This window comes from Sphingomonas nostoxanthinifaciens, assembly GCF_019930585.1.
Taxonomy (GTDB): domain Bacteria; phylum Pseudomonadota; class Alphaproteobacteria; order Sphingomonadales; family Sphingomonadaceae; genus Sphingomonas_I; species Sphingomonas_I nostoxanthinifaciens.
The window spans coordinates 4,110,243-4,134,143 of the sequence record NZ_CP082839.1 but is presented as its reverse complement, the minus strand read 5'-3'; the positions used below and the strand labels follow the sequence as shown (position 1 = coordinate 4,134,143).

25 protein-coding genes and 1 tRNA gene are annotated in these 23,901 nt (G+C 68.2%); 17 read left to right on the top strand and 9 right to left on the bottom strand.

Annotated elements, in window-relative coordinates:
- Window positions 1-11 precede the first annotated feature (11 nt).
- A complete protein-coding gene (locus K8P63_RS19760; RefSeq protein ID WP_223797683.1) occupies window positions 12-1,571 on the top strand; it encodes a hypothetical protein in 1,560 nt (519 codons plus the stop codon).
- Here the strand turns inward: K8P63_RS19760 and K8P63_RS19755 are convergent.
- Window positions 1,568-2,332 (bottom strand): molybdopterin-dependent oxidoreductase, encoded by a 765-nt coding sequence (locus tag K8P63_RS19755; RefSeq protein ID WP_223797682.1) that lies wholly within the window; start codon window positions 2,330-2,332, stop codon window positions 1,568-1,570. The genes K8P63_RS19760 and K8P63_RS19755 overlap by 4 nt on opposite strands.
- Window positions 2,325-3,149, bottom strand: coding sequence for a cytochrome b/b6 domain-containing protein (locus K8P63_RS19750; RefSeq protein ID WP_223797681.1), 825 nt, complete (start codon window positions 3,147-3,149; stop codon window positions 2,325-2,327). Before K8P63_RS19750 ends, K8P63_RS19755 begins: the two co-directional genes overlap by 8 nt.
- Window positions 3,150-3,237: 88 nt before the next feature.
- Between K8P63_RS19750 and K8P63_RS19745 the strand changes: the two genes are divergently transcribed.
- From K8P63_RS19745 to K8P63_RS19700, 10 genes are all read left to right on the top strand, one after another.
- The gene (locus tag K8P63_RS19745) at window positions 3,238-3,636 is read left to right on the top strand and encodes a MerC domain-containing protein (RefSeq protein WP_223797680.1); all 399 of its coding nucleotides are present in this window, start codon (window positions 3,238-3,240) and stop codon (window positions 3,634-3,636) included.
- A gap of 57 nt (window positions 3,637-3,693) precedes the next feature.
- A complete protein-coding gene (locus tag K8P63_RS19740; protein WP_223797679.1) occupies window positions 3,694-3,987 on the top strand; it encodes a plasmid stabilization protein in 294 nt (97 codons plus the stop codon).
- A 72-nt stretch (window positions 3,988-4,059) separates the two neighbouring features.
- Window positions 4,060-5,058 carry a biotin synthase BioB gene (gene bioB / locus K8P63_RS19735; protein ID WP_223797678.1) on the top strand — a complete coding sequence of 333 codons (999 nt, stop codon included), beginning with the start codon at window positions 4,060-4,062 and terminating at the stop codon, window positions 5,056-5,058.
- Window positions 5,059-5,144: 86 nt separating this feature from the next.
- Window positions 5,145-6,998 carry a phosphoenolpyruvate carboxykinase (GTP) gene (locus K8P63_RS19730; RefSeq protein WP_223797677.1) on the top strand — a complete coding sequence of 618 codons (1,854 nt, stop codon included), beginning with the start codon at window positions 5,145-5,147 and terminating at the stop codon, window positions 6,996-6,998.
- 9 nt (window positions 6,999-7,007) lie between these two features.
- Window positions 7,008-8,657, top strand: a complete 1,650-nt coding sequence (locus K8P63_RS19725; protein ID WP_223797676.1) for an electron transfer flavoprotein-ubiquinone oxidoreductase — start codon at window positions 7,008-7,010, stop codon at window positions 8,655-8,657.
- A gap of 36 nt (window positions 8,658-8,693) precedes the next feature.
- Window positions 8,694-9,857, top strand: a complete 1,164-nt coding sequence (locus K8P63_RS19720) for an aminotransferase class I/II-fold pyridoxal phosphate-dependent enzyme (RefSeq protein ID WP_223797675.1) — start codon at window positions 8,694-8,696, stop codon at window positions 9,855-9,857.
- On the top strand, window positions 9,854-10,480 hold the full coding sequence (locus K8P63_RS19715) for an alpha/beta fold hydrolase (protein WP_223797674.1): 627 nt from the start codon (window positions 9,854-9,856) through the stop codon (window positions 10,478-10,480). Before K8P63_RS19720 ends, K8P63_RS19715 begins: the two co-directional genes overlap by 4 nt.
- Before the next feature lie 2 nt (window positions 10,481-10,482).
- Window positions 10,483-11,235: a methyltransferase gene (locus K8P63_RS19710; RefSeq protein WP_223799890.1), complete on the top strand. Its 753-nt coding sequence runs from the start codon at window positions 10,483-10,485 to the stop codon at window positions 11,233-11,235.
- Window positions 11,232-11,861, top strand: coding sequence for a dethiobiotin synthase (gene bioD, locus K8P63_RS19705; RefSeq protein ID WP_223797673.1), 630 nt, complete (start codon window positions 11,232-11,234; stop codon window positions 11,859-11,861). The genes K8P63_RS19710 and bioD overlap by 4 nt, the downstream gene beginning before the upstream one ends.
- Window positions 11,858-13,111, top strand: a complete 1,254-nt coding sequence (locus tag K8P63_RS19700) for an adenosylmethionine--8-amino-7-oxononanoate transaminase (RefSeq protein ID WP_223797672.1) — start codon at window positions 11,858-11,860, stop codon at window positions 13,109-13,111. Before bioD ends, K8P63_RS19700 begins: the two co-directional genes overlap by 4 nt.
- A 7-nt stretch (window positions 13,112-13,118) precedes the next feature.
- Here K8P63_RS19700 and K8P63_RS19695 read toward each other — a convergent pair whose 3' ends face one another.
- From K8P63_RS19695 to K8P63_RS19670, 6 genes are all read right to left on the bottom strand, one after another.
- Window positions 13,119-14,297, bottom strand: coding sequence for a cation:proton antiporter (locus K8P63_RS19695; RefSeq protein WP_223797671.1), 1,179 nt, complete (start codon window positions 14,295-14,297; stop codon window positions 13,119-13,121).
- A gap of 154 nt (window positions 14,298-14,451) precedes the next feature.
- On the bottom strand, window positions 14,452-15,150 hold the full coding sequence (gene rplA, locus K8P63_RS19690; protein WP_223797670.1) for a 50S ribosomal protein L1: 699 nt from the start codon (window positions 15,148-15,150) through the stop codon (window positions 14,452-14,454).
- Window positions 15,151-15,154: 4 nt separating this feature from the next.
- Window positions 15,155-15,586 (bottom strand): 50S ribosomal protein L11, encoded by a 432-nt coding sequence (rplK, locus tag K8P63_RS19685; protein ID WP_223797669.1) that lies wholly within the window; start codon window positions 15,584-15,586, stop codon window positions 15,155-15,157.
- Between the two features lie 158 nt (window positions 15,587-15,744).
- Window positions 15,745-16,284, bottom strand: a complete 540-nt coding sequence (nusG, locus tag K8P63_RS19680) for a transcription termination/antitermination protein NusG (protein ID WP_223797668.1) — start codon at window positions 16,282-16,284, stop codon at window positions 15,745-15,747.
- A gap of 35 nt (window positions 16,285-16,319) precedes the next feature.
- Window positions 16,320-16,553, bottom strand: a complete 234-nt coding sequence (gene secE, locus K8P63_RS19675) for a preprotein translocase subunit SecE (RefSeq protein ID WP_449618971.1) — start codon at window positions 16,551-16,553, stop codon at window positions 16,320-16,322.
- 120 nt (window positions 16,554-16,673) lie between these two features.
- A tRNA-Trp gene (locus tag K8P63_RS19670) sits at window positions 16,674-16,749 on the bottom strand.
- 254 nt (window positions 16,750-17,003) lie between these two features.
- On the opposite strand from K8P63_RS19670, the gene K8P63_RS19665 reads away from it, so the two are divergent.
- Window positions 17,004-17,531 carry a CHAP domain-containing protein gene (locus K8P63_RS19665; RefSeq protein WP_223797667.1) on the top strand — a complete coding sequence of 176 codons (528 nt, stop codon included), beginning with the start codon at window positions 17,004-17,006 and terminating at the stop codon, window positions 17,529-17,531.
- Window positions 17,532-17,646: 115 nt separating this feature from the next.
- Here K8P63_RS19665 and K8P63_RS19660 read toward each other — a convergent pair whose 3' ends face one another.
- Window positions 17,647-18,021: a hypothetical protein gene (locus K8P63_RS19660; protein ID WP_317629330.1), complete on the bottom strand. Its 375-nt coding sequence runs from the start codon at window positions 18,019-18,021 to the stop codon at window positions 17,647-17,649.
- Between the two features lie 157 nt (window positions 18,022-18,178).
- On the opposite strand from K8P63_RS19660, the gene K8P63_RS19655 reads away from it, so the two are divergent.
- The 5 genes from K8P63_RS19655 to K8P63_RS19635 all read left to right on the top strand — a co-directional run bounded on the left by K8P63_RS19655 (window position 18,179) and on the right by K8P63_RS19635 (window position 23,895).
- Entirely contained in the window at window positions 18,179-19,177 is a 999-nt protein-coding gene (locus K8P63_RS19655) for an EAL domain-containing protein (RefSeq protein ID WP_223797666.1), read from the top strand.
- A 152-nt stretch (window positions 19,178-19,329) separates the two neighbouring features.
- Window positions 19,330-19,761: a hypothetical protein gene (locus K8P63_RS19650; protein ID WP_223797665.1), complete on the top strand. Its 432-nt coding sequence runs from the start codon at window positions 19,330-19,332 to the stop codon at window positions 19,759-19,761.
- Window positions 19,762-19,928: 167 nt separating this feature from the next.
- Window positions 19,929-22,358: an ATP-binding protein gene (locus K8P63_RS19645; RefSeq protein ID WP_223797664.1), complete on the top strand. Its 2,430-nt coding sequence runs from the start codon at window positions 19,929-19,931 to the stop codon at window positions 22,356-22,358.
- A gap of 24 nt (window positions 22,359-22,382) precedes the next feature.
- Window positions 22,383-22,769, top strand: coding sequence for a response regulator (locus tag K8P63_RS19640; RefSeq protein ID WP_223797663.1), 387 nt, complete (start codon window positions 22,383-22,385; stop codon window positions 22,767-22,769).
- Window positions 22,770-22,875: 106 nt separating this feature from the next.
- The gene (locus K8P63_RS19635) at window positions 22,876-23,895 is read left to right on the top strand and encodes a sulfate ABC transporter substrate-binding protein (protein ID WP_317629329.1); all 1,020 of its coding nucleotides are present in this window, start codon (window positions 22,876-22,878) and stop codon (window positions 23,893-23,895) included.
- Window positions 23,896-23,901: the final 6 nt, after the last annotated feature.

The window sequence follows — 23,901 nt, the reverse complement described above, 5'->3', positions numbered from 1 at the left end:
GGGGACGCGATATGCGCGCGACAAAGCGGGTGCCGGCGATTAGGCCTGAGCCCGTGCAGACCAAGGCGATCCGCCCCGCCGCTCTGGCCGTTCTTTTCCTCGCGCTCGGCCTCGCGCTGCGGCTGTGGCACGTGACGCGCGAGCCTTTGTGGCTGGACGAGGCCTATAGCGCCTTCGCGGCGGACCATGACCTCGCCTTCCTGTGGCGCGTGGTGCCGCTCTACGAAACACACCCGCCTTTTTATTATACCCTGCTGCACCTCTGGGTCAGCGTGCTGGGCGACAGCCTCGCGGCGTTGCGCGGCTTCGGCCTGCTTTCCGGGATCGCGACTTTGCCGGTGATGGCGCTGGCGGCGGACGCGGCCGGCCGATGGCTCGGCTGGGATACGGAGCGGCGGCGGTGGTTGGCGGTGGCGGCGTTCGGCCTCGCCTGCCTGTCGCTGGCGATGGTCGAGATGGCGCGACAGGTGCGGCCCTATCCGCTGATGGTGCTGGTCTATGCCGCCGCGACCGCCTTGCTGCTGCGGATCGCGCGCGACGACGGGCGCCCGCCGCGCTGGTCGATCCTCGCCTACCTGCTGCTGCTGGAGGCGATGCTGTGGCTCCACAATTTGGGGCTGCTGTATGCCGTGACGCTGACGATCGCGCTGGCGCTCGCCTTGCCATGGCGCAGGCTGCGGCGCGGCGACCTGCTCCTGCTCGCCATCGGCCATTTCGCGGTGGCGCTGGCCTATCTGCCGGGCCTCGTCATTCTCCACGAGCAATCGACGGTGTGGCGGCACGCGACCTGGCTGCGCTTCGCACTCACCCCGATGCTGTTCGATCGTGTCATGACGCTTTACGGCGTGCCGGGCTGGGTCGGGGTGGCAGCGCTGTTGCTGGCAGCGGCCGGGCTCGGCGCGATCGGGCGCGAACGATGGCGGCTGGCGGCGATGCTGCTGGTGCTCGCCTTGCTGCCGGTGATGCTGGCGATCGTGATCTCGCTGACGATCACGCCGGTGTTCGTCACGCGCATCATGAGCCCCGTCGCCGCGCCGGCGTTGCTGCTGCTCGCGATCGGAACGGTCGGCACGGTGCGGCGCCCGCTGATCGGCATCGGTGCGGCATTCATACTGATGGCGTCGATGCTGGCGGGCGACGTCCAGACGCGCGCGCTGGGGGCCTTCCAGAACTGGTATGGCGCGATCGACTGGCTGGCGGCGCGCGTTTCGCCGGGCGACATGATCTATGCCTATCCCAATGAGGGCGCGCTGCCGCTGCGGCGCGCGCTTGGCGATCGGAGCCTTGCCATCCCCGTCCGCGCTATTCCTGCCGAGGTGCCGGCGCTCGAGATTCGCCATGGCTGGCACCCGACCGGCACGCGGGGGGTGAGCTCGCTGCCGCAGGCCGAGCTCGACGCGATCGCGCAGGAGCCGGCGACGCGCGCCGTGCCCACCATCTGGTTGCTGCGGCTCGGCCCCGAGACGTTCGATCCGGGCGGCGGCTTCCTGCGCGCGCTCGCCCGCGACCGCCGCATCGTCCGCCACTATCGCGACGGGCCGATCGACATCATCGGCCTCAGCCGGCGCTAGATGCCGGCATACCAGGCGTAATCGCCGACATCCTCCCAATAGCCGCCCTTGCCGGCCCCGATCGCGGCGAGCGACGCCACCGCCTCGATCGTATGGATATATTTGGCCTGCTTGTAGCCGAGCTGGCGCTCGATCCGCAGCCGCAGCGGCGCGCCGTTGGGCACCGGCAGCAGGTGGCCGTTGAGCGCGTAGGCGAGGATCGTCTGAGGGTGGAAGGCATCGACCAGATCGATGCTCTCATAATAAGGCGTGCCGCCGATCAGGTCGTAGCAGTGGAACACGATGTAGCGTGCCGCGCCCGACAGCCCTGCCGCCGCCAGCAGGGGGCCGAGCGGCGTGCCGGTCCAGCGGCCGATCGCGCTCCAGCCCTCGACGCAGTCGTGGCGCGTGGTCTGCGTCCGGCGCTGGAGCCGGCCGATCTGGTCGAGCGACAGCGACAGCGGTCGCGCGACGAGGCCGGTCACCTGTAGCCGCCAGTCGCGGAAGCGGTTGGCCAGCAACGCCGCATAATCGCCGCCGCCCGGCATCGCCGTGCCGTTCGAGCGGAAGACCGGCGAGATGTCGCCCGCGCCATATTCGGGCGCCAGTGCGTCGCGGGCGGTGAGCAGCCGGTTGGCGCGATAGGTGAGTGCCTCGGCGCCCGTGAACAGGCTGCGCGCGGTCGTGGTCTTGGCGACGCGGTCGCAGCCCGCGAGCAGGAGCCCGCCGGCACCGGCGGCGAGCCCGCCCAGCGCGCGGCGGCGCGAGACGATCTCAGTCATTGCGCCGGCGCTCCGGCGGCAAGCGGAACCAGCCGGTCAGCATCGAGCGGATCTCGCGCACCGGCCCCGCCAGCACCACCATCGTCAGGTGAACGATGGTGAAGGCGAGCAGGCCCATCGCCGACAGGAAATGCAGCGAACGCGCCGATTGCCGTCCGCCGAACAGCTCGAGCAGCCATGGGAAGGTCGCGTCGAAGGCGGGCGCCATGGTGAGCCCGGTCAGGATCATCAGCGGGATCAGGCCGAAGATCACCGCATCGTAGGCGAGCTTCTGGAGGATGTTGTAGCGGGCGGCGGCGTCGCCGGTCGGCAGGCGCAGGCGGGCATGATCCTTCACGTCCTGCCAAAGATGCCGCGGCCGCAGTTCGTCGCGCGACGGCAGCAGATCACGCCGGAAGTGGCGGTTGATGAGGCTCGCGACGACGTAGAGGAAGCCGGGCACCACCAGCAGCCACGCGAACAGGATGTGCCAGCGTCGCGCGCCGGCGAGGCTGTAGCGCGACGGGATCGTCGCCCAATAAGGGAAAGCGCGCGTCTGCACGTTGCCCTGCTTGTCGCGCCAGCGGCCGAGCACGCCGGTGGTCGGCACGTCGATGCTGCCGATCACGACATGGCCGCCGGTCGACGTCGGCCCGATCTGCAGCCACGCGCGATCGAGGTTGGCGCCATATTGCCCCCAATAGAGGCGGGGATGCGCGTTGAAGATCATCAGCCCGCTCATCAGCAGGATGATGACGGTAAGCGCGTTCAGCCAGTGCCACAGGCGCGTGGGCAGACGGTGGCGATAGCGCCAGGGGGTCGGAACGGGATCGGCCACGAGCGTGCGAGTAGCACGGCCGATCTGAACCGGCCAAATACGATGAGTGATACAATATATCATTGCTTTTTGACTGCGACGGAGGCACATGGCCGCCATGAATCGCAAGCACGACATGATCGAGGCGCTGGCGCTCGGCGCGACCTTTGCGTGCCTCGCCCACTGCATCGCGCTGCCGCTCCTCCTCGCTCTGCTCCCGGCGCTGGCCGCGATCGTGCCGGTGCCGACCGAGGTTCACCTCGTCGCGCTCGGCCTGGCGATTCCCGCGACCGGCTTTGCCCTGTGGAGTGGTTATCGCCATCATGGCGGCGCGCGCCCGCTGGCGATGGGGCTGCTCGGCCTCGCCATGCTGGCGATCGCGGTGTGGCCGTGGGGCGGCTCGGTGCTGGAAGCGCCGATCACCATCTGCGGCAGCATCGCGATCGGCGCCGCGCATCTGGGCAATTGGCGGCTGCGGCGGCAGGTCGCGCACGTGCACGCGGCCTGACCGCTCGGATATTCCACCCTGCCTCGGCGTTGACCTACGCGCAGCAGGAGACCGACGATGCCGCAGGGTGACAAGGACGCCTACACCGACAAGCAGAAGCGCAAGGCGCAGCATATCGAGGAAAGCTACGAGGCGCGCGGCACGCCCAAGGCCGAGGCGGAAAGCCGCGCCTGGGCGACCGTGAACAAGGATGACGGCGGCGGCAAGAAGTCCGGCGCGGGCCGCGGGAAGGCGACCGATCACCCCGCCGCCAAGCGCGGCGGCCGCGCGCACAAGGCCGGCTCGCCCGAGCAGCGCTCGGCTGCGGCCCGCAAGGGCTGGGACACGCGCCGCCGCAAGGCAAGCGCCTGAATCTGGCCGAGCGCGTGGTGGTGGTGCTAAGGCGGCGGCCACGCTCCCATCAGAACCGGACCCGATTGTCGAATGACCGATACCCTGTTGCATGATCGCCCGCGCGCCGCGGTGCCGCCGCTGGTCCGCGCCGACGTGGCCGCTCTGTTCGATCTGCCCTTTACCGAATTGCTGTTCCGTGCGGCGACCGTCCATCGCCAGCATCACGATCCGGTGCAGGTCGAGCGCGCGACGCTGCTGTCGATCAAGACCGGCGGCTGCCCCGAAGATTGCGGCTATTGCTCGCAGAGCACGCAGGCCGAGAGTGGGCTGGCCGCATCGAAGCTGATGGATGTCGATGCGGTGCTGGCGGCGGCGGCGGCGGCCAAGGCGGCCGGCTCGCAGCGTTTCTGCATGGGGGCCGCGTGGCGCAACCCCAAGGATCGCGACATGGATGCGCTGTGCGCGATGGTCGAGGGCGTGAACGCGCTCGGCCTCGAAAGCTGCATGACGCTCGGCATGCTGACGGGCGCGCAGGCGGAGCGGCTCGGTGAGGCGGGGCTGGATTACTACAACCACAATCTCGACACTTCGCCGGAGAATTACGGCAACGTCATCACCACCCGCACGTGGGACGACCGGCTCGACACGCTGGCGGCGGTGCGCGCGGCCGGCGTCAACGTCTGCTGCGGCGGCATCGTTGGCATGGGCGAATCGCGCGCCGACCGCGTCGGCTTCCTCCACGCGCTGGCGACCCTGCCCGAGGCGCCCGAGAGCGTTCCGATAAATGCTCTGGTGCCGGTCGCCGGCACGGTGCTGGGCGACATGCTGAAGGACGTGCCGAGCGCGCGGATCGACGATATTGAATTCGTCCGCACCGTCGCGGTTGCGCGCATCCTGATGCCGCAGTCGATGGTGCGGTTGTCGGCCGGGCGCGAGAGCATGTCCGACTCGACCCAGGCCTTGTGCTTTCTCGCCGGCGCAAATTCGATCTTCACCGGCGACAAGTTGCTGACGACCGGCAATGCCGGCGGCGATCGCGACGCGGCCCTGTTCGCCAAGCTCGGCCTCAACGGCGCCGCCAACGGCTGAGCCGCGACAATAAGGCTTGTGAACGTCAAGCCTGACGATAGTCTCTCCCCAAACCCGGCTATCACGGACACGGGAAGGTGAGAGGAATGGCCACGATGCTGCGCGAGGATGCGGTGCGCACCGAGGGTGCCGCACCGCCGAACCACCGGGCGCTGGTCGCCTGGGTCGAATCGGTCGCCGCGCACGTGCGGCCCGACGCGATCCACTGGTGCGACGGCTCCGATGCCGAATGGCACGCACTCGCCGCACGGCTGGTCGAGTGCGGCACGCTGACGCCGCTCGATCCCGCCAGGCGACCGAACAGCTTCCATGCCCGTTCCGATCCGCGCGACGTCGCGCGGGTGGAGAGTCGCACCTTCATCTGCTCCGAGCGCGCCGAGGATGCCGGCCCCACCAACAATTGGTGCGACCCGGCCGAGATGCGCGACCGCCTCGACGGCCTGTTCGCGGGGTGCATGGAGGGGCGCACGATGTATGTCGTGCCGTTCTGCATGGGCCCGCTCGATTCGCCGCAGAGCGCGATCGGGGTCGAGCTGACCGACAGCGCCTACGTCGTGCTCTCGATGCGGGTGATGACACGCATGGGCGCGGGTGCGCTGGAGATGCTGGGCGAGGACGGCTTCTTCGTCCGCTGCGTCCATTCGGTCGGCCTGCCGCTCCGCCCCGGCGTGGCCGACGTGCCGTGGCCATGCGCCGACGAGAAATGGATCGTCCATTATCCCGAGACGCGCGAAATCTGGTCCTACGGCTCGGGCTATGGCGGCAACGCCCTGCTCGGCAAGAAATGCTTCGCGCTCCGCATCGCGAGCGTGATGGCGCGCGACGCGGGCTGGCTCGCCGAGCATATGCTGATCCTGAAGCTCACCAGCCCCGAGGGTCGCGTCCACTATATGTCTGCCGCCTTCCCCAGCGCGTGCGGCAAGACCAACATGGCGATGCTCGAACCGACCCTGCCCGGCTGGAAGGCCGAGACGATCGGCGACGACATCTGCTGGATGCGCTTCGGCCAGGATGGCAGGCTGTACGCGATCAATCCTGAGGCAGGCTTCTTCGGCGTGGCGCCCGGCACCGGCATCGCCACCAATCGCAACGCGATCGAGACGCTCCACGCCAACGCCATCTACACCAACACCGCGCTGACCGACGACGGCGACGTGTGGTGGGAGGGGCTGACCGATACGCCACCCGACGGCCTGACCGACGGGCAGGGCAATCGCTGGGATCCGGCGTCGGGCAAGCCCGCCGCCCATCCGAACGCGCGCTTCACCGTGCCCGCCGCGCAATGCCCGGTGATCGCCGCCGAGTGGGACGATCCCGCCGGCGTGCCCATCTCCGCCATCCTGTTCGGCGGCCGGCGCGCGAGCGCGGTGCCGCTGGTGACCGAGGCGTTCGACTGGACGCACGGCGTCTACCTCGCCGCCAACATCGCGTCGGAGGGTACTGCAGCGGCCGAGAATGCGATCGGCGCGCTCCGCCGCGATCCGTTCGCGATGCTGCCCTTCTGCGGCTACGACATGGCCCAATATTTCGAGCATTGGCTGCGCGTCGGCGCCGCGGCCGCGTCGGATGCCGGCCAGCTGCCGCGGCTGTATCTCGTCAACTGGTTCCGCAAGGATGCCACCGGCCGCTTCATGTGGCCGGGCTTCGGCGACAATGTCCGCGTGCTCAAATGGATCGTCGACCGGATCGAAGGCAAGGTCGGCGCGGTCGATACGCCGATCGGCCTGTTGCCCGAACGCGGCGATCTCGATCTCGCCGGGCTGAGTATCGCGCCCGACCATCTTGCCGCGCTGACTTCGGTCGACGTCGCGATCTGGCGGCAGGAAGCCGCACTCAACGATGCCGATCTGCGCAAGTTGGGCGACGCGGTGCCGCCTGCTCTGTGGCGCGAACAGGCTGCATTGCAGGAGAGGCTGGGCGAGGCGCTGGCGGCAGAGTAAGCAGGCCGGATGCCTGAACGTGAATCGATGGAGTATGACGTCGTCGTCGTCGGCGCCGGCCCGGCCGGCCTCAGCGCGGCGATCCGCCTGAAGCAGCTCGCCGCCGCCCAGGATCGCGAGCTTTCGGTCTGCGTGCTGGAGAAGGGATCGGAGGTCGGCGCGCACATCTTGTCGGGCGCGGTGATCGATCCGATCGCGCTCGACGAGCTGATCCCCGACTGGCGCGAGCAGGGCTGCCCGCTCGACGTGCCGGTGACCGAGAACCACCATTGGTGGCTCACCCGCACCGGCAAGATCGCCTTCCCACACCTGCTGATGCCGTCGTTCATGTCGAACAAAGGCACCTATACCGGCTCGCTCGGCAATCTGTGCCGCTGGCTGGCGGGGCAGGCGGAGGCGCTGGGCGTCGAGATCTTCCCCGGCTTCGCCGCCGCCGAACTGCTGTTCGACGACACTGGCGCGATCCGCGGCGTCGCCACCGGCGACATGGGCGTGGCGCGCGACGGCACGCACAAGCCCGATTACCAGCCCGGCATGGAGCTGCACGCGCGCTACACGTTCTTCGCCGAGGGTGCGCGCGGCAGCCTGACCAAGGAGCTGAAGCGCATCTACGAGCTGGAGCGCGACAGCCAGCCGCAGGTCTACGGGCTCGGCATCAAGGAATTGTGGGACGTGGATCCCGCGAATCACGCGCCCGGCCGCGTGATCCACACGCAGGGCTGGCCGCTTGGCAATGATGTCGGCGGCGGCTTCCTCTACCATCAGGCCAACAACCAGGTGGCGCTCGGGTTCGTGGTCGGGCTCGGCTACCGCAATCCCTATCTCTCGCCGTTCGAGGAGTTCCAGCGCTGGAAGCAGCATCCCGCGATCCGCGCGGTGCTGGAGGGCGGCCGCCGCGTCTCATACGGCGCGCGCGCGATCAACGAGGGCGGGTGGCAGTCAGTGCCGACGCTCGCTTTCCCCGGCGGCGCGCTGATCGGCTGCTCGGCGGGCTTCGTCAATGTGCCGCGCATCAAGGGCACGCATACCGCGATGAAGAGCGGCATGCTGGCGGCGGAGGAGGCATTCGCCGCCGTCGCCGCCGATCGGCGCGGAGACCTGCTCGACGGCTATCAGCCGGCGGTAAAGGCGAGTTGGATCTCGACCGAGCTGAAGCTGGTGCGCAATGCCGAGCCGGCGGTGGCGAAGTTCGGGCCGCTGATCGGCACCGGCTGGGCATGGGCCGACATGGTGATGCGCACCGCCGGGATCGGCCTGCCCTATACGCTGCGCCATCACCCCGACAATGAAGGGTTGTGGCGCAAGGATCTGGCCAAGCCGATCGACTATCCCAAGCCCGACGGCGTCATCAGCTTCGACCGGCTCTCCTCGGTGTTCCTGTCGAACACCAATCACGAGGAGGATCAGCCGATCCACCTGACGCTGAAGGATGCCGACGTACCGATCCGCGTCAACCTGGCGGACTATGACGCGCCCGAGCAGCGTTACTGCCCGGCCGGTGTGTACGAGATCGTGGCCGAAGGGAGTGCTGGCCCGCGGCTGCAGATCAACGCGCAGAATTGCGTCCACTGCAAGACGTGCGACATCAAGGATCCCACCCAGAACATCAACTGGGTGGTGCCCGAGGGCGGCGGCGGGCCCAATTATCCGAACATGTGACGTGCCCTGCCGGGTGGGCCGCCGAGACCTGTGACCATGCCATCGTTGCTCGATCCTTTCCTCCAGCAGGCGCTCGACGCGGCGGCGGCGCGCGGCGAACGGCGCGCGTTGGTGCCCACGGCATTGGTGCCAGGCGGCCGGGTGGCGCGGGACGGCCGCACATTGCTCGATTTCTCGAGCAACGATTATCTCGGCCTCGCCACCCATCCGTTGCTGGCGGAGCGCGGCGCCGAATGGGCGCGCCGGCACGGCAGCAGCGCGGGCGCGTCGCGGCTGGTGACCGGCACGCACGAACTCCATCTCGCGGTCGAGGCGCGCGTCGCCGCGTTCAAGGGCACGCCGGCGGCCTTGCTGTTCGCGAGCGGCTGGCAGGCCAATGCCGCGATCCTGCCCGCGCTGGCGAAGGCGCTGCCCGGCCTCACCGTCTTCGCCGACCGGCTCAATCATGCCAGCCTGCATCATGGCTGCGCGGCGGCGGGGCTGCGGCAGGTGCGTTTCCGCCATAATGATCTCGACCATCTCGACGCGCTGCTGGCGGTCGCGCCGGAGGGGCCGAAGCTGGTCCTGACCGAGAGCGTGTTCAGCATGGACGGCGATCGCGTCGACCTGCCGCGGCTCACCGCGATCGCGCGCGCGCACGGCGCCTTCACCTATCTCGACGAGGCGCATGCGACCGGCGTGCTCGGCCCGCGCGGCGCCGGTCTTTCGGCGACGGTGCCGGGCGCAGTCGATCTCGTGATGGGGACGTTCAGCAAGGCGCTGGGCGGTTTCGGCGCCTATGTCGCCGGGTCCGTGGCCCTGTGCGACTATCTCGTGAATGCGTGCGGCGGCATCATCTACACCACCGCTTTGCCGCCGGGGGTGCTCGGCGCGATCGACGCCGCGCTCGATCTGGTGCCGGCGATGGATGCCGAGCGTGCCGCGCTGGCCGATATGGCGGCCCGGCTGCGCGCGCTGCTGGCGGCAGGCGGGATCGATACCGCCGAGTCGTCGACCCAGATCGTGCCGGCGATCGTTGGCGAGGCCGAGGCGGCGCTCGCCGCCGCGCGCTCGCTGGAGGCGGAGGGCATGCTCGCCATCGCAATCCGACCGCCGACCGTGCCGCGCGGGCGCAGCCGTCTGCGCATCGCGTTGCGCGCGAGCCATTCGTCCGACGCGATCGATGGCCTGGCGGCGGCGGTGCTGCGCGCGGTTGCATGATCTGGACCTTCCATCATGGCTGGGGCTTTGACGCCGATTTCTGGGCGCCCCTGATCGCCGCCCTCGGCGTGGCGGGCGCGGCGGACGATCGCGGCTATTTCGGGCCGGTCCAGCGCGTGACGCTGCCGTCCGGGCCCTGCATCCGGGTGGGTCACTCGCTTGGCGGGTTGCGGATGCTCGCCGAACCTGCTCCGCACGCCTGCGCCATGATCGTCATCAACGGCTTCGACCGCTTCACGGCAAGCTCCGGTCATCCCGGCGCCGCCCCGCGCCTGCTCGACGCGATGATCCGCCGCTGTGCGCGGGATCCCGCTGCGACCGTCGGCGACTTCCGCGCCCGCTGTGGTGAGTCCGCGCCGATTCCTGGTGAGCCGACCGCGCGCCTTGCCGACGACCTCGCCCGGCTCCGCGACATTGACATGCGCGGACACGTCCCTTCCGTGCCGCTGCTCGTCCTGCACGGTGCGCGCGATCCGATCCTGAGCGAGGCACAGCGCGCCGCGGGCTTCGGTGACGCCGCCCACGATCGGGCAACGTGCGCAGAGGCTGGCCACCTCTTGCCCGCGACCCATGCCGATTGGTGCGCCGAGCGGATCGCCGGCTTCGTCGCAGGGCTGGCGTGACGATGCTGCCGCGCCACGCCGCCGCCTTCGGCCGCGCCGATCGCTACGATGCGCATGCCCACGTCCAGGCGCGCGTCGCGGAATGGCTTGCCGGCGCGCTGCCGCCGCTCGACGGGCGGCGCGTGCTGGAGATCGGCTGCGGCACCGGCCTGCTCCGCGACCGCGCACGGCCCACTGGCGGCGACTGGCTGATGACGGACATCGCCCCGGCGATGGTGGCGCGCGCCGCCGCCCGCTTTGCGCCCCAACCGGGCGTCCGCTTCGCCTGCCTCGATGCCGAACGTCCACGATTCGAGCATCCCGAGGCGCCGTTCGACCTGATCGTCGGATCGCTGGTGGTGCAATGGTTCGACGATCTCGCGGGCGGGCTAGCTGCGCTGCGCGGGCTGCTCGCGCCGGGCGGGCGGATGCTGCTCACCACGCTCGCGCGCGGGACGTTCGCCGAATGGCGCGCGGCGCATCACGGGACGGGGAGGATCGATGGCGTGCGCGATTATCCGGATGCGGCGCAGCTTGCCGGCGCGGTGCCGGTCGGCATGGCCGCGACGGTGACGATCCGCGACTTTCGTGACGATTATGCCGATGCGCGCGGCTTCCTCGCGGGCTTGAAGGGGATCGGCGCCGCCACGCCGCGTGCGGACCACCGCCCGCTCGCGCCCGCCACGCTCCGCCGCGTCATGCGCCGGTTCGAGGCGAGCGGCAGCACCGCCACCTACGTCGTCGGCCTGCTCGACCTGCAGGAGCCGGCGGCATGACGCGCGGTTATGTCGTCACCGGCACCGATACCGGCATCGGCAAGACGGTGTTCGCCGCCGGGCTGACCCATGCCATCGGCGCGTCTTATTGGAAGCCGATCCAGGCCGGCCTCGACGAGGGCAGCGACCGCGCGACGGTCGCGACGCTGGCGGCGCTGTCGCCCGCGCGCCTGCTGCCCGAAGCCTATGCCCTGACCACCCCCTGCTCGCCGCATCGCGCCGCCGAACTCGACGCGGTCACGATCGATCCGGACCGGCTCGCGCTGCCGCCGGTCGACGGACCGCTGGTGGTGGAGGGCGCGGGCGGCGCGCTGGTGCCGGTGACGCGGTCCCTGCTGTTCGCCGATCTGTTCGCGCGTTGGAGCCTGCCGGTGATCCTCGTCGCGCGCACCGCGCTCGGCACGATCAACCACAGCCTGCTCTCGATCGAGGCACTGCGCGCGCGGGGCGTGGCGATCCACGGCGTCGCCTTCGTCGGCGATGCCGTGCCCGACAGCGAGGCGACCATCGTCGCGATCGGCGGGGTTCCGCGCCTTGGCCGGCTGCCGTTGCTCGATCCGCTCGATCACGCCGCGCTGGCGCGCGCCTTTGCCGAATCGTTCGACGTCGCGGCGCTCGCGCGATGAGCTCGCCGATCTGGCATCCCTTCACCCAGCACGGGCTGGGCGAGCCGATCCCGCTGGTGACGCATGCCGAGGGCGCGGCCCTCTTCACCGCCGACGGACGGCGCGTGATCGACGCCATCTCGTCGTGGTGGGTGACGACGCACGGCCACAATCATCCGCGCATCATGGGGGCGATCGCCGAGCAGGCGGCCCAGCTCGACCAGATCATCTTCGCCGGCTGGACGCACGAACCGGCCGAGACGGTCGCGCGCGGGCTGACCGGGATCATGCCGCCCGCGCTGACGCGCGTCTTCTTCTCCGACAGCGGCTCGACCGCGGTCGAGGTGGCGCTGAAGATGGCGCTCGGCTTCTGGCTCAACACCGGTCGCCCGCGCCAGCGTATCGTCGTGATGGAGCATAGCTATCATGGCGACACCGTCGGCACGATGTCGGTGGGGCAGCGCGGCGTCTACAACCGTGCCTATGCACCATTGCTGTTCGACGTCGACACCTTGCCCTTCCCTGCACCCGGCGCCGAAGCGCGCACGCTGGACGCGCTCCGCCACCTCGCCACCGCGCCCGAGCCGCCGGCGGCGCTGATCGTCGAGCCGCTGGTGCTCGGCGCGGGCGGAATGCTGTTCTATCCGCCGTGGGTGCTGGCCGAACTGCGCGCGATCTGCACCGCGCACGACATCCTGCTGATCGCCGACGAGGTGATGACCGGCTGGGGTCGCACCGGCACCTTGCTGGCCTGCGCGCAGGCCGATGTCGTGCCCGATATCCTCTGCTTGTCGAAGGGGCTGACCGGCGGCGCGGTGCCGCTGGCGGTGACGATGGCGACCGACGCGATCTTCGACGCGCATCGCTCGACCGATCGCGCGCAGATGCTGTTCCACTCGTCCAGCTACACCGCCAATCCGCTCGCCTGCGCCGCTGCCGCCGCCAATTTCGCCATCTGGCGCGACGAGCCGGTGCCGGCGCGGATCGAGTCGCTGGTCGAACGACAGGCGGCGGCACTCGCTGGGCTGCAGGCCGACGCACCGATCATCGGCGCGCGCCAGCAGGGCACGATCACGGCGTTCGAGGTGGGCTCGGCCGCCGGCGACTATCTTGCCGCGCTCGGGCCGCGCCTCCTCGCTTTCTTCCGCGAGCATGATGTGCTGCTTCGCCCGCTCGGCAACACGGTCTACGTCATGCCGCCTTACTGCATCGGCGACGACGATCTCGACCGGGTCTACGCGACGATCGCGGCGGCGCTTCGCACCCTGTAGCGCAGCGTCAGCAGGCGCCCGATCGGCGCAGCAGGCGCGGGACGGTCAGGCCCTGCACGAAGATCGAGAAGGCGACCACGGCGAAGGCGACGCCGATCAGCGCGTCGCGCTCGGGCAGCGCCTCCGGCGTGGCCAGCGCCAGCGCCAGCGCGAGTGCACCGCGCAGGCCGCCCCAGAACAGGATATGCTGGGTGAGCCGGCTCGTCGCCAGCGCGGTTCGCTGGAACAGAGCGGTGATCGGATAGACCGCGATCACCCGCCCCGCGAGCACGAGCGCGGTGCCGATCGCGGCCGGGCGCAGGAATTGCGCCAGCGGCTGCGCCGCCTCGCGGCTGCCGATCAGTACGAAGACGACCGAATTGGCGAGGAAGGCGGCGAAATCCCAGAAACGGATCATCGCCTCGCTGCCATAAGCGGTGATCTGGCGGCCGCGCCCCCAATTGCCGACCAGCATGCCCGCCGCCAGCGTCGCCAGCACGCCCGACGCATGCAGCTTCTCCGCCAGCAGGAACGAGCCGTAGGCGGCGAGCATGGTGAGCGTCAGCTCGACCAGATGATCGTCCGATCGCCGCGCGACGAGCAACAGGCCGCCGGCCACCACCAGCCCGCACAGCACGCCGCCGCCGACCGTGGTGACGAAGGCGAGCGCGATCGTGCCGGGGCTGCCCTCGGCGCCGCCGATCCACGCCGCAACCAGCCCGAAGATCACCGCCGCCGCGCCGTCATTGACCAGGCTTTCCGCCTCCATCAGGAAGCGCAGCCGCGGCGGGGCCTGCTGCTCCTTCATCATCGCGATGACCGATACCGGGTCGGTCGCCGCGATCAGCGCGCCGAACAGCATCGATGCGGGCCAGCCCCAGCCGGCCAGCCAGTGCATGCCCGCCGCGACCACGCTCGCCGACAGCAAAGTGCCGACGACGGCGATGCTGAGCACCAGCGGCGCCTCCCGCCGGAACTGTGCCCAGCCGAGATGGAGCGCCGCCTCGAAGATGAGCGGCGGCAGCAGGACGGTGAAGATCAGCTCGGGCGTGAGCGTGATGCGGCTGCCATGGCCGGCGACGCTGAGCGCGATCCCCGCGGCGACGAGGCCGATCGCATAAGGCAGTCCGATCCGGCGGGTGACGATCGCCACCAGGCACGCCACGAACAGGATCAGGCCGAGCGTGAGGATATCGGCGTCGTGCATGACGGGCCTTCTCCGCTGCCGGCAAGTCCCGCAGGTGAACGGGACGCCTCGCCTTGTCCAGCACAAGCGGTTCGCGGCCGAGCGCGACCGCGCAAACGAAAAGGGCCGGGATCGCTCCCGGCCCTTCCGAAATCATGTCGTTGCGACGGGCCGATCAGGCGGCGCCGACCTCCGCCACGTCGACCTTGATGCCGGGCCCCATCGAGGAGCTGACGGCGATCTTCTTCATATACTTGCCCTTGGCGCCCGACGGCTTGGCCTTGACCACCGCATCGACCAGCGCGTCGAAGTTCGCGCGCAGGTCTTCGGCGGGGAAGCTCGCCTTGCCGATGCCGGCGTGGATGATGCCGGCCTTCTCGACGCGATATTCGATCTGGCCGCCCTTGGCGTCCTTGACCGCCTGCGCGACGTTCATCGTCACGGTGCCCAGCTTCGGGTTCGGCATCAGGCCCTTCGGACCCAGGATTTTACCCAGGCGGCCGACGAGGCCCATCATGTCCGGGGTCGCGATGCAGCGGTCGAAATCGACCGTGCCGCCCTGGATCTGCTCGAGCAGATCCTCGGCGCCGACGACCTCGGCACCCGCCGCCTTGGCTTCCTCGGCCTTGGCGCCGCGTGCGAACACGCCGACGCGGACCGACTTGCCGGTGCCCTTGGGCAGGGTGACGACGCCGCGGACCATCTGGTCGGCGTGGCGCGGATCGACGCCGAGCGCGAGCGCGACCTCGATCGTCTCGTCGAACTTGGCGGTGGCGTTGGTCTTGGCCAGGCCGATGGCCTCACCGATGCCGTAGAGCTTCTCGCGGTCGACCGCGGTCGCCATGGCCTTCGCCTTCTTGGTCAGCTTTGCCATGTCGTCAGCCCTCCACAACCTGCAGGCCCATCGCGCGGGCCGAGCCTTCGATGATCTTCGTCGCCGCTTCGATGTCGTTGGCGTTCAGATCCTTCATCTTCGCGGTCGCGATCTCGGAGAGCTGCGAGCGCTTGATCGTGCCCGCCGACACCTTGCCCGGCTCCTTCGAGCCCGACTTCAGGCCGGCTGCCTTCTTGATGAGATAGGTCGCCGGCGGCGTCTTGGTCTCGAACGAGAAGCTGCGGTCGGCATAGACGGTGATCACCGTCGGCAACGGCGTGCCGATTTCCTGGCCGCCGGTCTGCGCGTTGAACGCCTTGCAGAATTCCATGATGTTGACGCCGCGCTGGCCCAGCGCGGGGCCGATCGGCGGCGACGGATTGGCCTTGCCGGCCGGCACCTGCAATTTGATGTAGCCCGTAATCTTCTTCGCCATGTTTCACTCCATTGGCTTAGCGGTGCTGACGGCCCCGAAGAACCTCCCGCGACATTCATCTGATCCCGTCATCCCAGCGAAGGCTGGGATCTCCCCGAGGCTGGCGATGCGCTCCGCCTCACGAGGCCCCAGCCTGCGCTGGGGTGACGGGATGGGGATTACTTGATGCGTTCCACCTGCTCGAACTCCAGTTCGACCGGGGTCGCGCGTCCGAAGATCGAGACCGAGACCTTGACGCGGCTGCGATCGAAATCGAGCTCCTCGACCAGGCCGTTGAAGGTCGCGAACGGGCCGTCGAGCACCTTGACCTGGTCGCCAATGTCGAAATCGACCTTGACCTTGGTCTTCGGCGCCGCGGCGGCGACCTCTTCCTTGGCATTCAGGATGCGCGCCGCCTCGGCGTCCGAGATCGGCTGCGGCTTGCCGTTGGTGCCGAGGAAGCCCGTCACCTTCGGCGTGTTCTTGACGAGGTGGTAGACGTCGTCGTTCATCGCCGCCTTGAGGAGGACGTAGCCCGGAAAGAACTTCCGGTCGCTCGTCACTTTCTTGCCGCGGCGGACCTCGGTGACCTTCTCGGTCGGAACCTCGACCGAATCGACCAGTTGCTCGAGCCCAAGGCGCGTCGCATCGGCGAGGATCGCGTCCTTCACCTTGTTCTCGAAGCCCGAATAAGCGTGGATGATGTACCAGCGCGACATGTTCGTTTCTGCGTCCTGACCTGTCGAGGGGCGGCTTAGGCGGCGAGCCGGATAAGCGCGGCGACGATGCGACTGAAGATCCAGTCCACGCCGAAGAAGAAGATGCCGAGGATCAGCGTCATGGCGACCACCATCGTGGCGGTCATCACCGTCTCGCGACGCGTCGGCCACGCGACCTTGGCGGTCTCGGCCTGAACCTGCCGGACGAACGTCGGGATGTTGGCGAACCAGCCGCCGATGCCACCCTTCTCGCGCGAAACCTCTGCCACCGCCTTCACGTCCTTCACCAACGAAAATAAGGGCCAGCCGGCGCCCCCCGGACCCGGGTGGACGCCGCAGTGGCCCGATGCTCTTCACGAACCCCGGCCCTTTGGTCCGTCACCTTGCGGTGGCAGGAGTGGAGGGACTCGAACCCACGACCCTCGGTTTTGGAGACCGATGCTCTACCAACTGAGCTACACTCCTCCGGCCCGGGAGCGGAGGGCGACATAGCTGCGCCGGGCGATCAGTACAAGCCCGCGGATTCCGGCGGCGCTCCCACACCTGATTCGCGCCTCGGCGCGACCAACGGCATCGTATCGCGGACGAATCGATCCCGTAACGACCGTTGCTGCACGGGCGAACGCACTGACGGCTCGGCTCGCCGCATGGTAACTTACTGCTTAGGATTTGCGCCCGTATCCCCAAGCCATCGACGGGGCTGGGGTTCAGGTTCAAGCATGTTCAAACAGATTAAGGCGGCGTTCGGTTCCGCCCTGTTCATCGCGGCGCTGAGCCTCCCGTCGGCCGCGAACGCGCAGACCTATTGGCAGTGCGCCCCGTTCGCCCGCATGTTCTCGGGCATCCAATTGTTCGGTGCGGCCGCCGGCTGGTGGCATCAGGCGATCGGCCGTTATGCGCAGGGTTCCGCACCGAAGCTTGGCTCGGTGCTGGTATTCAAGGCGATCGGCTCGATGCGCTCGGGCCATGTCGCGACCGTGACCAAGGTCATTTCCGACCGGATCATCAAGGTCACCCACGCAAACTGGGGCACGCATGGGGGTGTCGAGCATGACGTTACCGTCGTCGATGCTTCGGCCAATGGCGATTGGAGCGCGGTGAAGGTCTGGTACGCGCCGATCAGCGATGTCGGCACGCATGCCTATCCGACCTATGGCTTCATCTATGGCGGCGCGCGCGCGCTCGCGCAGGGGGCCGAGGCGGCGGCGCAGCGTATCGACGGCACCACCGACGGCGCTGCGAACTGATCTGAGTGCAGTTGGGAGCCTGACGGGTTCCTCGCGAAACGCGCGAGCTATCTGAACGCGCAAGCCCGGCTATCTGCTCAAGTTTGACGAAGAAGCGGCGCGCAGGCCGCTTGATTCAGGCCTGGACCTGCTGGATGGTCGCGCCAGCGTAGCGCGCCATGCTCGCGTCGAACAAGGTCATCGGCGCGAATGAGATGGCGGTCAGCCGTACTTCGCTCAGCCCGGCCAGCTTGAAAGAGCCGAGCTTCAATTCCTTGGGCGGCTTGCCGTCGCGCTCGACCACTACGCCGTCGACGAATGGCTCGTCATGCCGCGTGTAGAGGATGTGCGGCGCGATGCGGACCTGCGTCCGATTATAGGTCGCGAGCGCGCAGACGCGCATCGCGATCGCGGTTCGCAGGATGTGGCTCGCCTCGGAGGTGGCGGCGGTGGCGTCGTCTTCGCCGGCGGGGGCGCGCTTGAGGCCGAGCGTGGCACGTGGATGCTGCATTGCACAAAAACCGCTAGGGATTGGGCCGGGTTCCGTCAAGCGAGCGCGCTTCCGCGCCGCGCGATCATCCGTTCCCGACGATGATATTCTGGGCTGATGAACGATTTGGGTTGCTCTAACCTTAACAGACTGTTCATAGGTCTGTGGATAGTTCTTAGTGGTGACGCTCATTCAGGCTTCTGGTCCGCTGTGGTTCGTTCTGACTGCGCTGTCGGCAGCGCTGGTCGGCGTCTGGTTCGGCGCGCGTCTTGCCGGGCCGTGGCGGCCGGGGGTGGAGGCGTGGCGCCGACGTGCGCGGCAACGGCTGGCGACGCTTCCGGGTGGCCGCGCCCCGACCGGCGCGGCTGCGCTGGCGGACGGACTCGAGACCGCGATCGTCCGCAACGAGCTGTTCATCGTTCATCAGCCCAAGATGCGCGCGCGGACGGGTGAGATCGGCGAGGTCGAAACCCTCGTGCGCTGGCAGCATCCCACGCACGGGCTGATCGGTCCGAACGACTTCATTGGCCTCGCGGAGGAGCGTGGCGAGATCCGCCGCATCACCGAGTGGGTCATTCGTCAGGCGATCGTCGAGCAGCACGGTCTCGCGCAGTGCGGGCACACGCTCGCCTTCAACATCAACATTTCGGCGCGCCTGCTGGCGGACCGCGATTTCGCCGATTGGGCGCTGGCGACGGTGCGCGAAGCCTCGGGGGCGATCGGCTTCGAGATCACCGAGACGGCGCTGATTGCCGATCCCGAGGGCGCGCTGCGCAATATCCATCTGTTCGCCGACGCCGGCATCCGCATCGCGATCGACGATTATGGCGCCGGGCTGTCGAGCCTCGCTTACCTCAAGCAGCTGCCCGCCAACGAGCTCAAGATCGATCGGATGTTCGTATCGGGGCTGTCGAGCAGCCATCGCGATCCGTTGCTGGTGCGCTCGACGATCGATCTCGCGCATGCGCTCGAAATGGAAGTGACCGCCGAAGGCGTCGATTCGCCCGCGGCGCTGGCCTTGCTTAAGGTCATGGGCTGCGACATCATCCAGGGATTCCTGATCGCCCAACCGATGCGTCTGGGTGAACTGCGCGCCTTCTTGGACACGCGCGATAGCGGGAAGACTGAGGGGATGTCCTTGGGTTTCAACTGGCTGAGGAGGGCGACTGGACGGTAGTTCATTCCCCGGATGTGACTTTTGCGTGACAAGCTTGGACTTTAGTCCAAGGGTTAATGGTGCGTTAAACTTAACTTTACGTTAAAAGCCGGAAGGGCTATCTTCCGCTGCGATGGCGTGCGCCCCCGCGCGTCCGTCGATGCGGAGGCGTTATGATCAAGCGTTCGGCTCGTTTTGTCTGTTCGGCAGCGGCAGTTTTGGCAGCCATGGGTGCGGGCGCTCCGGTCGCAGCCTCGACGGCTCAGACGACTGCGTATGACGATATCCGCCCGGTCGTGACCGCGTATGACGACATCCGCCCGGTCGTGACCGCGTATGACGACATCCGCCCGGTTGCGACCGCGTATGACGACATCCGCCCGGTTGCGACCGCGTATGACGACATCCGCCCGGTTGCGACTGCGTATGACGACATCCGCCCGGTTGCGACTGCGTACGACGACATCCGCCCGGTTGCGACCGCGTACGACGACATCCGCCCGGTTGCGACTGCGTATGACGACATCCGCCCGGTTGCGACCGCGTATGACGACATCCGTCCGGTCGTGACTGCGTATGACGACATCCGTCCCGTCACGGCCTGACCCGACCCACTCGGCCCAGCCGCCATCTAGGCGGGCGGCCGATACATTTGCCGGTTCTGATCGAGCCCTCGCGCCTGCCAAAGCGCGAGGGCTTTTACATTTATGGGGTAGCCGAGCAAAGTGGTAACCTCCTCGCGCTACGCCCCAGACTGAACGGCAGGATTGGCATGAAGCGCGGGATATTGGCCGTCATCGGCGTCACGCTTGCAAGCGCCGCGGCGGCGCAATCGCTGCCGCCGGTATCGCCTGCCTTCGACGCGCGCGTGGCTGGCCTTCGCGCGGACATCATGCGCAACCCGCAACAGTCGCTCGATTCGGCAGCCCAGTTGCGTATCGTCGCCGATCGCATGACCCAGCCCCGGCAGCGTCTGCTTGCCGAGGCGATCGCCGATTGGCTCGGTGCCGAGGCGCTGCTCGGGCTGAACCGCCCCCGCGAGGCGCGGCGAAAGATCGAGCAGGGGCTCAGGCTTACCCGTCAGGTCGAGCCGGATTCCGCGCTTGCGGGTGAGCTGATCCTCGCGCGTGGCGGCGCATCGAATATGATGGGGCGGGTCCAAGATGCCCTGACCGATTATCAGCGCGCCTATCAGATCTTCCAACGCGCCGGCGAGGCGCGGGGGCAGTCCGTGGCGCTGCAGACGATCGGTTCGATCTACCGGAGCGCCGGCGATTACGAGAATGCGTTGCGTTATAATGCGGAGGCGATCGAGGCCTATGGCGGCGATCCGGCGCTGCTTCTTTCCGCCTATAACAACCGCGGAAATGCACTGATCGAGCTGGGCCGATCGCGTGCTGCGATTGCCGAATACAACAATGCGTTCGCGGCGGCGCTGAAGCTCGGAAGCCCGTTACTCCAGACCCGCATCCTCCAAAATCTGGCACGCGCCCAAACGGATGCGGGCGATTATACCGATGCCGACGCGACCCTCGCACGCGCGTTCCGCTTGTCGGAAACCGGCCCGGCGGCAAGCTGGCAGCCAGCGCTTTACGGGGTCGCCGCACAGCTCGCGCTGCGGCGTGGCCAACTGGATCGCGCAGCCGATCTGATCGATCGCACCTTCGCCGGCGCGAGCGCGGTCGCGGCGGCGATGCCGATGCGCGATTTTCATCGCACCGCCTACGAGATCTACAAGCGTCTCGGCCAGGACGACAAGGCGCTCGCGCATCTCGAGGCATTCAAGCAACTCGACGACGATGCGCGCGCCGTCGCCGCCTCGGCCAGCGCCGCGCTGATGACCGCGCAGTTCGATTTCGCCAACCAGGATGCCAAGATCAAGACGCTGCAGCTCGCACGCGAGCGCGTTCAGACGCGGCTGCGCACCACGATCATCGGCGGGTTGCTGGCCGCGGCGACGATCATTTCGGCCCTGCTCGCACTGGGCTTCATCTCGATCCGGCGCAGCCGCAATCAGGTGCGCGCGACCAATGCCGAGCTGACCCATAGCAACGCTGAACTTGGCAAGGCATTGGCCGCCAAGGGAGAATTCCTTGCGACCACCAGCCACGAGATCCGCACGCCGCTGAACGGCATCCTTGGCATGACCCAGGTCATTCTTGCCGACCAATCCGTCGCAGGGCCATTGCGCAACCGCATCGAACTAGTGCACGGCGCCGGCGAGACGATGCGGGCACTGGTCGACGACATCCTCGACATGGCGAAAATCGAGAATGGCGAATTGCGCATCCTGCCTGTGGAAATGAACCTTGCCCGGCTGCTCGACGATGCCGTGACGGTGTGGAGCGGTCAGGCGGAGACCAAGCGTCTCACGATCGAAACCGATCTTGGCCAATGCCCGGCCATGATCATCGCCGATGAAGTGCGCCTGCGCCAGATCGTGTTCAACTTGATGTCCAACGCCATCAAGTTCACCGATCAAGGTCATGTGCGGCTCAGCGCCGGCGCGATATCGGCGCCCGATGGCGAGCGGCTGGTGATCCGGATCGCGGATACGGGCATCGGCATCCCGGCCGATCGCCTTGCCGACATCTTCGACTCGTTCAGCCAGGTGGATAGCGGCACCACGCGGCGCCACAGCGGCACCGGGCTTGGTCTGGCAATCTGTCGCAATATCGCGCGCGCGATGGGCGGCGACGTGACGGTGTCGAGCCTGCTCGGCGCTGGATCGACCTTCATCCTCGATCTGCCGCTGGAGCGCGCCGCAGTGCCCGAAGCGAAGCCCAGCGCGGGTGCGCCGTCGAAGCTGGCCGCCGCCGACCTGCTGCTGGTGGATGCCAACCCGCTGGCACAGGGCATCATGCGCGCGTTGCTGACGCCCGCGGTGGGGTCGTTGCGGATCGTCGCGAGCCTCGATGAAGCGCTGGCGGCGATCGCGGCGGGTGGTGTCGATCATGTCGTCGCCGATGGCGGCACGCTCGGCCTCGATGCCGGTCGTGCGGGCGCGGTCGCCGATGCGGCACACGCCGCGGGTGCGCGCCTGACCCTGCTGTGGCCGCAACCCGATGCCTCGACGGCGGACGATCTGCGCGCCCGTGGCGTCACGCATTTGATCGCCAAACCAATTCAGGCGCCCGACCTTCTCGCCGCCTTGCAGATGGTCTATGATCCACAGCCCGCCAGCCGCGACATTGCGGCATGACGTGCAAGCCGGGAGCGCGCTGAGATGAACATCCTGTTCGTCGAAGATGATGCGATGAACCGACGTGTCGTTCGCGACATGCTGACGGTTGCTGGCGCAAGCATGGACGAGGCGGAGAATGCCGAGACCGGGCTCCGCATGATCGATCAGCGTGATTACGACATCGTGCTGATGGATTTGCGCATGCCGGGGATGGACGGGCTCACCGCGATCCGTCACGTCCGCGCGCGCACCGACGCCAAGGCGACGGTGCCGATCATCGTCGTCACCGCCGACACCGCGCTCGATATCTGCCGCGACTGCATCGATCAGGGCGCCGACGAGGTCATCCTGAAGCCGGTGGCGATGAACAAGCTGTTCGACGCGATCGGGCGGCTGATCGCGCGCGGCGGCGCGGTGATGCTCAACTAGCGGCGCGACGGCGGCTTCGACCCCGCCAAGATTTTCTGCCCTGCCGCCGCTGGCGTCATCTCCTATTCCCGGCGTGGGAAAAGTTGCAGCGACGGAGAAGCGACCAATGCGCCTGTTCACTCGGATGATTGCGGCAATGACGGCAGTCTCTGCTGCCATCGGGCCGACCGCCGCGGCGCCGCCGCCTCCGGCCGAGCTGCTGAACGTCTCCTACGATCCCACGCGCGAGCTTTACCGCGACATCGACGCGGCGTTCGCCGCGCAGTGGAAGGCGAAGACCGGGCAGGACGTTACGATCAAGCAGAGCCATGGCGGCTCGGGCGCGCAGGCGCGCGCGGTGATCGACGGGCTGCAGGCGGACGTGGTGACGCTGGCGCTGGCCGGCGACATCGATTCGATCGCCGCCAAGACCGAGGCGCTGCCCGCAAACTGGCAGACGCGGCTCCCGGAAAACTCGACCCCTTATTATTCGACGGTCGTGTTCCTCGTGCGCAAGGGCAATCCCAAGGGCATCAAGGATTGGGGCGACCTGATCCGGCCCGACGTGAAGGTCATCACCGCCAACCCGAAGACGAGCGGCGGTGCGCGCTGGAACTACCTCGCGGCGTGGGGCTACGCCCAGCGCAAGACCGGCACCGTCGCCGGCGCGCGCGATTACATGACCAAGCTGCTGCACAATGTGCCGGTGCTCGATTCGGGGTCGCGCGGCGCCACCACCACCTTCGTCCAGCGCGGCCAGGGCGACGTGCTGCTGGCGTGGGAGAATGAGGCGATGCTGGCGGTCGACGAATTGGGCAAGGGCCAGTTCGAGATCGTCGCGCCGTCGGTCTCGATCCTCGCCGAACCGCCCGTGGCCCTGGTCGACCGCGTCGTCGACAAGAAGGGCACGCGCGCCGTGGCCGAGGCTTATCTGCGCTTCCTCTACACCCGTCCGGGGCAGGAGATCATCGCCAAGAATTATTATCGGCCGCGCGATCCCGTCGTCGCAAAGAAATATGCCACCACCTTCCCCAAGCTGACCCTGCTGACGATCGACCGCAATTTCGGCGGCTGGGCGCGTGCGCAGGCGGCGCATTTCGACGACGGTGGCGAGTTTGATCGCCTGTTCGAGGCGGCGAAAAGGTAACGCTTC